Origin of the sequence: Kitasatospora sp. NPDC005748 (genome assembly GCF_040630735.1) — a bacterium.
In the GTDB taxonomy this organism is placed as follows: domain Bacteria; phylum Actinomycetota; class Actinomycetes; order Streptomycetales; family Streptomycetaceae; genus Kitasatospora.
In genome coordinates this window covers 1-8755 of sequence record NZ_JBEXYD010000121.1, presented here as the reverse complement: position 1 = coordinate 8755, position 8755 = coordinate 1, and the positions used below count along the sequence as shown (strand labels likewise).

The following is an 8755-nucleotide window of genomic DNA, read 5'->3' as shown; positions in this document are numbered from 1 at the left end:
CGGCACGGTCTTCCCGTTCCGGCGGATCTTCGCCGTCGGGGTGAAGCGGTACCGGCCGTCAGCTCAGCTTGATCTGCTGACTGCGGCCGCCGCCGCAGGTGTTCTGCACCAGCGGGGCGCCGTCGGCGGTCGAGGCCCCCGAGATGTCCAGGCACTTCCCGCTGTGCCGCGCCAGCAGGGTGAGGTAGCCGCTGCCCGTGCTGCGCACCGACCACTCCTGGTTGGCGCCGCCGTTGCAGGTGTACCGCACCAGCGGGGCGCCGTCGGCGGTCGAGGCCTCGGTGACGTCCAGGCACTGCCCGCTGCCCCGCGCGACCACGTTCACGTAGCCGGGGCTGCTCGCCCGCAGCGACCACTGCTGGCCGGTGGTGCCGTTGCAGGTGGACTGCACGGCGGGCGCGCCGGCCGTGCCGGGGGCGCCGGGGACGTCGGCGCACTTGCCGCTGCTCCGCAGCTGGAGCGCCTTCCAGCTGTCGGGGGCCGCGCTGCGCAGGTTCCAGGACTGGTTGCTCCCGGTCGTGGGCCGGTAGACCCCCACCGGAGCCCCGTCACCCGTGGACGCGCCCGTGACGTCGAGCAGGTCGCCCGTCGCCTTGTTGACCAGGGTGCCGTGGCCGTCGCCGTTGGTGGAGAGCATCCACAGCTGCTGCGTGGACGAGTTGGCCGCCGCGAAGCCGAGCGTGCCCGGGGTGGCCGTGGCGGTCAGGGCCTTGCCGTTCGCCGTGTTGGTCAGGCGGTAGGCGGCCGTGTTGTCGGAGCCGCCGGAGACCTTGGTGAACTTCCACTGCTGCGCCGGGTCGGCCGGGTCGGCGGGGTGCTGGACGGGGCCGCCCTGTGCGCTCGCGGCCGCCGACAGCGCCAGGCCGCTGTTGTCGTTGACGAGCTGCCGCACCTGCCCGGTGGGGGCGGCGGCGGTCACCGCGGCGTCGGTGCCGGTGGCGCCGGGGATGACGAAGGTGGTCACCGAGCCCGGGCCCACCGTGGTGGTGAGCGTCTTGGCGGCGGTGGCCCGCAGGTCGCCGTCGCGCTGCAGGTTCTTTCCGGCGTCGGTGGTGTAGCGCTCGACGGGGGTGGTGGTGCTGACGCTCTGGAAGGCCGCCAGGTCGAGGGTGACGCTCTGCGGCGCGCCGGTGGGGTTGGTGTAGACCGCCACCGTGCCCGTGCCGCCGGGGCGCAGGGCGGCGAGGGCGTTCGCGGAGTCGGTGGTGATCACCCGGGCCCCGGGCCGGATGAAGCGGCTGTAGTTGGCCATGGCCCAGTACTTCTTGTTCTTGCGGATCGGCTCGGCGCCCGGGTTCGTGGAGGTGAAGTCCACCTGGACGAGGCCCCAGTTGGCGTTCTCGTGGGCGGGCGTCATATTGGCGTAGTCCTCGACGGCCTGCCACATCACCCAGGCGCTCGGCTCCAGCTCCCGGATGTCGTCGGTGACGTGCTGGGCGAAGTCGAGGGCGGGCGACATGTCGGTGAAGCTCTGCGGGACGGTGCCCCCGAGGTCGACCTCGGACATCCAGAGCGGCTTGCCGGCGCCCTTGGCGATGTCGCGCGCCCCGGTGCGGCCGCCGGTCTCGTACGTGTGGGTGTTGAGCTTGCCCACGGTCGAGCGCACCGCCGGTGCGTAGGAGTCCCAGTCGGAGCGGAACAGGTCGGGCCTGGTCTCGTCCATCGCCGAGACCGGGGTGCTCACGCCGGCCGCGTCCAGTGCGCCGCGCAGCGCGGTGACCAGGTGGGCCTGCGAGGCGAGGTCCCAGTGGGAGCCCTCCTGCCTGCCGCCGGCGCCCCAGTAGGAGGTGCTCGGCTCGTTCATCGGGGAGAGGGCACCGAAGGTCACGCCGGTGGCGGTCTGGGCCCGCTGGAGGGACCCGGCCAGGTAGGCGGCGAAGCGGTCGTACTGGTCGGGGCGGAGGTTGTCCTCCCAGCTGTTGGCCGCGCCGGAGACCAGCCCGCTCCTGGTCATGAAGTAGGGCGCGGAGTTGGAGAAGGCCTCGAAGGTGTCCGCGCCGCGGGTCTTCGCGGCCTTGAGCCACCACTGCTGGTTGGCGTCGGCGGCGGCGTTCCAGTGGGTGGGGTCGGCCGGGTTCCACCAGTCGGCGGGCTCGGTCCAGCCGGCCGTGCCGGAGGCCGGCGGGCCGAACGCCGCGGGGCGGTTCCAGTACCCCGGCACGGCGGCGCCCGGGCGCAGGTAGGGCGTCGTCTCGGGGCTGTCGCCGCCGCCGATGTTGTAGCGGGCGACGGTGAAGCCGAGGCCGTCCGGGCCGAAGAGGTCGTCGGCGAGCTGGGAGCGTTCGGCCTCCGGCCACCCGCCGGTGACGTTGGCGAACCAGGCGAGGGAGGTTCCCCAGCCCTGGAACGGCTGCTGCTGGTAGCCGGGGTCGAGCCGGACGGTGACGTGCGCGGCGGCTTCGTCGGCGAAGGCCGGCGGGGCGCTCAGTGTGCCGGCCGCCAGGGCCGCGGCGGCGGTGACGACGGCGCCGAGGCCGGTGCGGGACCGGCGGGTGCGGGCTCTGCCGGCGCGGCCGGTGGGTTGCTTGCGCAGGGACACGGGTCCTCCTGGGCTGATGGTGGTCGGGCAGGGCGAAGCCCCTCCGCCGGACACGGTGGTGGTGGAGGGGCTTCGTCGGGGGGCTCCGGTCAGGCCGTGGTGCGCTTCCACTGCTGGTTGGTGCCGGTGCCGCAGGTCCACTGCTCCAGCGCGGTGCCGTCGGCGGTGGCCTGGTTGGTCACGTCCAGGCACTTGCCGCTGTGCCGGGCGATCAGGCGGACGTAGCCCGTGGCACCGGTGACCTTCTGGACCTGCCACTGCTGGGACGGCCGGCCGTCGCAGGGGTTCTGGACGGCGAGCGCGCCGTCGGCGGTCGACGCGTCGGCGATGTCGAGACACTGTCCGCTGTGTCGGGCCATGATCTGGGCGTAGCCGGTGCCGAGGTTCTTGATCCAGAAGTTCTGGTTGGCGCCGTTGCCGCAACCCCACTGGATGAGCTGGCCCGCCCGGGCGAAGGAGTAGTCCCGCACGTCGACGCACTTGCCGCTCTGGCGGCCCGTCAGGCTCTCCCAGGTGGCCTTCATGCCGGCGACGACGCCGGTGGCGGCGTTCACGGTGATCTGCGGGGAGTAGCCCATGGTCATGGTGGTGGCGGTCGGGAACGTCAGCGGCAGCCAGACGTACTGGGAGTCGTTGACCGTCCCGCCGCTGGCGTTGCCCCAGCGGTCGCCCATGTACAGGTAGCCGGTGCCGCCGCTGCCCTGGACGGGCAGCACGAAGGCGGTCTGGCTGGAGTAGGTGACGGAGTCGCCGATGTCCTGGAGGTCGCTCCAGGAGCCGGTGACGCTGGTGGCGGTGCCGTACTTCTGCTGGTTGGGCGCCCAGCCGGTGGCGTGGGAGGAGAGCAGGAAGTAGACGCCGTCGCGCTTGAACATCGCCGGCGCCTCGCGGGACTGGCCGTTCCACAGGCTCTGCACCTGGGCGTCGATGCCGGTGTAGTCGGCGGTGAGCCGGTAGACGTGCAGGTCCCGGTTCTCGTTGGCGGCGGAGATCATGTACCCCGTGCCGTCGTCGTCCACGAAGGTGGTGATGTCTCGGGACATCTCACCCAGCGGCCGGAAGCTGCCGCGCCAGGTGTAGCTGCCGTCGACGGTGGGGGAGACGGCCACCGCGGCCCGGGCCTCGCCGTAGTCCGCGCCGTTCTCCTTGTGCATCCACATGACGAACTGGCCGGTGGCGGCGTTGTACATCACCTTGGGCCGCTCGATCACGGCGTACTGCAGCTCCGGGTCGGTGGCCTGGCTCAGCACGTGGCCGCGGAACTCCCAGGTCCGGAGGTCGCGGGAGCGGTAGCTGGAGACGTAGCGGAAGGTGTTGTCGGCGTTGCGGTCCTCGCCGAACCAGTAGTAGTACGTGCCGACCTTGATGACGCCGCCGCCGTGGGCGTGCACCGGGTTCCCGGCGGTGTCGGCGAACTGGGTGCCGTTGGTGATCGTCACCGTGGCCGCCTGGGCGGTGCCGACGCCCTGGAAGAGGGGGAGGAGCAGCGCCAGCAGGGCGCCGAACAGGATCGTTCTCAATCGCGGCATGACTTCATACCTCTGGGTCTCGCAGATGCGCGCGTGACGGCCGCGTCCGGTCCTGGTGGCGCGGAACCGCCAGGGCCGACGTGCTGTCAGGCACCCTGTTCCAGGGCATGCCTGACGTCGAGTTCCCGCGCACGGCGAATGCGGTGAGGGCGGGACTGTCGTGCGGGCATCTTGGGTGGGGGTGGAATTTCGTCGTGCGGGGTCGAGGACGGCGGGCCGGTGGAGCGGCGCGGCGCAGGGGAACTCGTTCCCGGTGAAGGAGCTTGCGCGCCGGATCGACAGGCCGGGGGCGGCCTTGTGGGCAGTCCCGTCGTCCCGTCCGCGGCGTCCGGAGGATGACCGGGGAGTAACCGTCTGTCGGCGCCCCCAGCGCGTCCGTCGCGGGGATGTTGGCGCAAACAAGCGGTCGACGGAGAGTCTCGGAGTGCTGTCCGGCGGTGTCAAGGGTTTCGTCCAAGTTGCGCCCGGACGGGACGAATCGGCCCGTCCGGTAAACTCCGCGTTACTGGTGCATCACTTCTCCGTGACGGAATCGGCGGTGCCGCCCGCGGAAGCGACAGGATCCCCCGGGTGCGCCGGGGGATCCTGGTGTGCGTTGTGGTCCGAACGTGTGGGTTTCCGGGGGATTCTCCGAGGGTCGGCGGGCCGCGCCCGCCGGCGGGCTCAGCGGCCGTCGAACAGGTGGGCCAGCCGGGTGGGCGTCAGGCGGATGTCGTCGAAGTCGACGCGGCAGCCCTCGCCGACCGGCGACTGGACCTCGAGGCCGACCCGGACGGGAGCCGGCCCGTCCAGGGCGAACTGCCTGATCAGACGCCAGGTACGGCCGTCGGAGGAGACGTGGAAGGCGAACGCCGGCGCGATCCGGCTGATCCGCAGCCACGGTGCGTCGCCCTCGACCGGTCCCGCGACCGCGTCGTCCGAGCGCCCGCGGGTGACCACCGAGTAGACGCTCGGCGCTCCGTCCGGTGACTGCTCGAAGTTGAGCTTCGCCCAGTGGTCGGCGTCCGACCGGACGATGAGGGCGCCCGCGTCCCACGGGGCCCGGAACCCGACCCGGAGCCGGGCCGAGAACTGCCAGTCCCCGTCCGGCGGGTCGACCAGCGCCGTCGCGGCGTTGCGCCTGGCCTCGCCGGTGAGCGGGTCGGTGAAGACGTCGGTGCGGGGGGCGGCGGTGACGGACAGGACGTGGCCGGCCAGGGAGCAGGCGGCCGGGGCGGGCGCCCAGCGGAGGGGGGAGGCGAATGCGTCGTCGAGGCTCATGGCGTCATTGTTGACACTGGGCGAGGGGGATCCACCAAAGAGCCACGGAATCAGCCAGATCCGATCGTTCAGCCGTGATCCGACGAGTCGCCCGATGAAAGGATGTTGCATTGTGGGGACTTTGGTTTAATGTTGTGCGTTAATGGAGAGGAGATTCCTGCGGGAGGCGCATCATGAGCGAGTGCACCGGCGACGCCGGCCGCCCGGGCGGCGCGGTCGGGGCCCACCTGCCGTCGGCCGCCCACCGTCCCACCGCGCCGCGCGTCCCGACAGAACCGTCCGCGAGGGGTGCCCGCGTACACGGGACAGCCACCAGGCTCGTGGACCGCCGCGAGCTCATCCACTACGACGTCGAGGCCGGGACCGGCCGCGACACCGCCGACAGCCGCCCGCTCGAGCCCACCCCGGGCCACTCCGAATCCAGACTCGACCCGGTGGCCGGCGACTGGGTCACCATCGCCGCACAGCGCCAGGGCCGCACCCACCACCCACCCGACCACGACACCTCCTTCGCCGACCTCCCCGAGGAGCGGGCCCGCCTCGTCCTGGACGCCTGGACCGACCGCCGCACTGTCCGCCCTGCCGGACGCCGTCGAAGGCGTCGACACCCGCCGCCTGGTCGTCAACGGCGAACTCGGGAGCGCCTTCGTTCCGTTCGCCGCCCGCCGGCCCTACGAAGTCCACCTCCACCCCGATCGCCGGGTGCCCGGCCTCACCTGCCTCGACTCGCACGAACGGGCCGAACTCCCCACCTTCTAGCTGGACTTGCGGTGCCGCTCCGGCCGCCTCTGCCACGGCGGAGCGGGCCGGCCGGCCCCACTCCCCATGTCGCCGCCCGGCACCAGGCCCCCAAGCGGGGCGGAGCCGGCCCCGCACCTCGAACTGTCCACCGTCCGCCGGACGGCGGACCGGCTCACGTACCCGGCCGGCGTGGAGCCCGGGGCCGACGCCTTCGTCAACGACCTGTGCTCCGAGGACGCCGCCCGCCGGCTTCGCGAACTCGCCGCGTAGACGCAGGTGGCGGCCGGGTCGGGGGTCTGGCGGCCGGCCCGGCGGCCCGCCGCCGCAGGGCGCCCCGAGCCCTCCGAGCCCCCTGCGCCCGGCCCCGGGAGGCCGGGGGCGGCCCTCGGGGGCCCGGCTGTCGGTTTCTGATCGTTCCGGCGGTAGCCTGCCCTCTGGACGTAGCGGGACATCGATGCCCGCCCAGGTCGTCAGGGGAGCTCGTGACCGATCAAGGGATGCTGGCACCACAGCGTCAGGCACTGATCCTGGAGGCCGTGCGCCGTCGTGGCGCGATGCGGGTCGCCGAGCTGGTCGAACAGCTCGGGGTGTCGGACATGACCATCCGCCGCGACCTGGACACCCTGGCCCGCCGGGGAACGGTGCAGAAGGTGCACGGCGGCGCCGTGGCGATCGGCGCCTCCAGCACCGACGAGCCGGGCTTCGAGGCGAAGTCCTCGCTGGAGGAGGCCGCCAAGGCCGCCATCGCGGACGCCGCCGCCGCACGGGTGGAGCCCGGCAACGTCGTCGCGCTCTCCGCCGGCACGACGACCTTCGCGGTGGCGTCCAGGCTGCTCAAGGTGCCGCAGCTGACCATCGTCACCAACTCGCTCGCGATCGCCGACCTGGTGTGGGCAGCCGGCCGCGACGCCGGGGCGAGCACCCCCTCGCTGCTGCTGACCGGGGGATCGCCCACCCGCTCGGCCGCCCTGGTCGGCGCCCTGGCCGAGCAGACGATCCGCTCCCTCCACGTGGACCTGCTGATCCTGGGCGCGCACGGCGTCTCGGAACGGGCGGGCCTGACCACGCCCAACCTGGCCGAGGCGCAGGCCAACCGCGCCATGATCGGCTCCGCCCGCCGGACCGTGGTGGTCGCGGACCACACCAAGTGGGGGGTGATCGGTCTGAGCAGTTTCGCGGAACTCGCCGAGATCGACTGCTTCATCACCGACGACCCGCTGCCGGCGCAGGCCCGCGGCACGCTCGAAGAGGCGGTCGGCGAGCTCGTGGTGGTCTCCACCGCCACCGGCTGACCCGCGCGGCCGGGTGCGGGCGAGGCCGAATGCCCCGCCCGCGCGGCCGGTCTCAGGCCGCCCGCGCCCCAGACCCCGACCCCGACCGGGGGCGGGGTATCGACACGAAGCGGTCCGGCAGCTTGACCGTGCGACAGTTCGCACCCGCGAACGCGGACGTGATCAGCCGCGCCAGCCGCTCGTCGGTGGAGAACACCCACGTGCCCGGCACGAGCACGATCCGGTGCTGCCCGTCGAGGACGGACCTGGTCAGCAGCTCCAACTGCGGGCGCACGCCTGCGGACGGGGCGCCGTTGTCGAAGTAGAGGATGGGGGCGAGCAGGCCGAGGCGGTTGGCGAAGCGCCGCAGGGCCTCGCGGTGGGCGGCCATGCCCCGGGGGTCGAAGGGGAAGCAGCGCAGATAGGCCGCGGGGGCCAGACGGGCGGTCGGAGCGGTCACGGAAAGCCTCCTCTTCGCAAGCCCCCCAGAACCTCGCCGGAACACCAGCGCCCCACCCTCCGTACGGACGGCCGGGGTGGCGCCGGGCGGACTCTCCCACCCGCCGGTAGCGCCCGGACCGCGTCCTCGGATTGCATCATCGGGTCCGCCGCCTGCCGAGTCAATGCCCAACCGCATCCCGGGCGGCTCGGGCGTGCGGTCGGCGGCAGCGCGCTCCGCGCGCCGACGCGGCCGCGGCCGTCGGGCAGGGGAGCCGGTGCCGGCCCGGTCGCGGACGGGCGCCGGCGGTGTGATCCACCCGAGACGGAGCGGTCCTCCGGACGGATAGCCTGAGGGCGTCGCTCGCGTCCGGAGCGTCACGATGTGAGGAGTCCCGACATGGCCGACGCCAAGAACGCTGTGATCCACACCAGCCACGGTGCCATCACCGTGGAGCTGTTCCCGAACCAGGCGCCGAAGACGGTGCGCAACTTCGTGGAGCTCGCCGAAGGCACCCGGGAGGGGGCGACCGACCCGCGTACCGACGAGCCGATCAGCGGCCCGTACTACGACGGCACCCCCGTCCACCGGATCATCGACGGGTTCATGATCCAGGCGGGCGACCCGACCGGAACCGGTCGCGGCGGCCCCGGGTACACCTTCGGCGACGAGCGCTACCCTGACCTCGTCTTCGACAAGCCCTACCTGCTCGCCATGGCCAACTCCGGCCCCGGCACCAACGGCTCCCAGTTCTTCATCACCCTGGGACCGGCCGCCTGGCTGAACTTCAAGCACACGATCTTCGGCAAGGTCGCGGACGCCGCCTCCGAGAAGGTCGTGGCCGAACTCGGCTCGGTGGCCACCGACGCGAACGACCGGCCGCTTGAGGCGGTCACCATCGACCGGATCGAGATCAAGCGCTGAGACCCCTCGGTGAGCACGAACCGGCCGCCGCCCCGTCACCGTGACGGGGCGG

Annotated in this window: 7 protein-coding genes; 3 read left to right on the top strand and 4 right to left on the bottom strand. The window is 72.8% G+C overall.

Annotated elements, in window-relative coordinates:
• Positions 1–58: 58 nt before the first annotated feature.
• From ABZ495_RS36445 to ABZ495_RS36435, 3 genes are all read right to left on the bottom strand, one after another.
• Positions 59–2539, bottom strand: coding sequence for an RICIN domain-containing protein (locus ABZ495_RS36445; protein ID WP_359840259.1), 2481 nt, complete (start codon positions 2537–2539; stop codon positions 59–61).
• A gap of 89 nt (positions 2540–2628) precedes the next feature.
• The gene (locus ABZ495_RS36440) at positions 2629–4068 is read right to left on the bottom strand and encodes an RICIN domain-containing protein (RefSeq protein ID WP_359809777.1); all 1440 of its coding nucleotides are present in this window, start codon (positions 4066–4068) and stop codon (positions 2629–2631) included.
• Positions 4069–4731: 663 nt separating this feature from the next.
• Positions 4732–5328, bottom strand: a complete 597-nt coding sequence (locus ABZ495_RS36435; RefSeq protein ID WP_359840257.1) for a DUF1349 domain-containing protein — start codon at positions 5326–5328, stop codon at positions 4732–4734.
• 825 nt (positions 5329–6153) lie between these two features.
• Here ABZ495_RS36435 and ABZ495_RS36430 point away from each other — a divergent pair.
• Positions 6154–6339 (top strand): hypothetical protein, encoded by a 186-nt coding sequence (locus ABZ495_RS36430; protein WP_359840255.1) that lies wholly within the window; start codon positions 6154–6156, stop codon positions 6337–6339.
• Between the two features lie 212 nt (positions 6340–6551).
• Positions 6552–7361, top strand: a complete 810-nt coding sequence (locus ABZ495_RS36425) for a DeoR/GlpR family DNA-binding transcription regulator (RefSeq protein WP_359809773.1) — start codon at positions 6552–6554, stop codon at positions 7359–7361.
• Positions 7362–7413: 52 nt separating this feature from the next.
• On the opposite strand, the gene ABZ495_RS36420 is transcribed toward ABZ495_RS36425, so the two are convergent.
• Positions 7414–7800 carry a hypothetical protein gene (locus tag ABZ495_RS36420; protein ID WP_359809771.1) on the bottom strand — a complete coding sequence of 129 codons (387 nt, stop codon included), beginning with the start codon at positions 7798–7800 and terminating at the stop codon, positions 7414–7416.
• 378 nt (positions 7801–8178) lie between these two features.
• Here ABZ495_RS36420 and ABZ495_RS36415 point away from each other — a divergent pair, with 378 nt between their 5' ends.
• Entirely contained in the window at positions 8179–8703 is a 525-nt protein-coding gene (locus tag ABZ495_RS36415; protein WP_329491613.1) for a peptidylprolyl isomerase, read from the top strand.
• Positions 8704–8755 lie beyond the last annotated feature (52 nt).

Bases quoted from the DNA above. Each gene is read 5' to 3' on its own strand.
- ABZ495_RS36440 (WP_359809777.1), bottom strand. From the start codon at position 4,068: ATGCCGCGATTGAGAACGATCCTGTTCGGCGCCCTGCTGGCGCTGCTC.
- ABZ495_RS36430 (WP_359840255.1), top strand. From the start codon at position 6,154: ATGTCGCCGCCCGGCACCAGGCCCCCAAGCGGGGCGGAGCCGGCCCCG.
- ABZ495_RS36415 (WP_329491613.1), top strand. From the start codon at position 8,179: ATGGCCGACGCCAAGAACGCTGTGATCCACACCAGCCACGGTGCCATC.
- ABZ495_RS36435 (WP_359840257.1), bottom strand. From the start codon at position 5,328: ATGAGCCTCGACGACGCATTCGCCTCCCCCCTCCGCTGGGCGCCCGCC.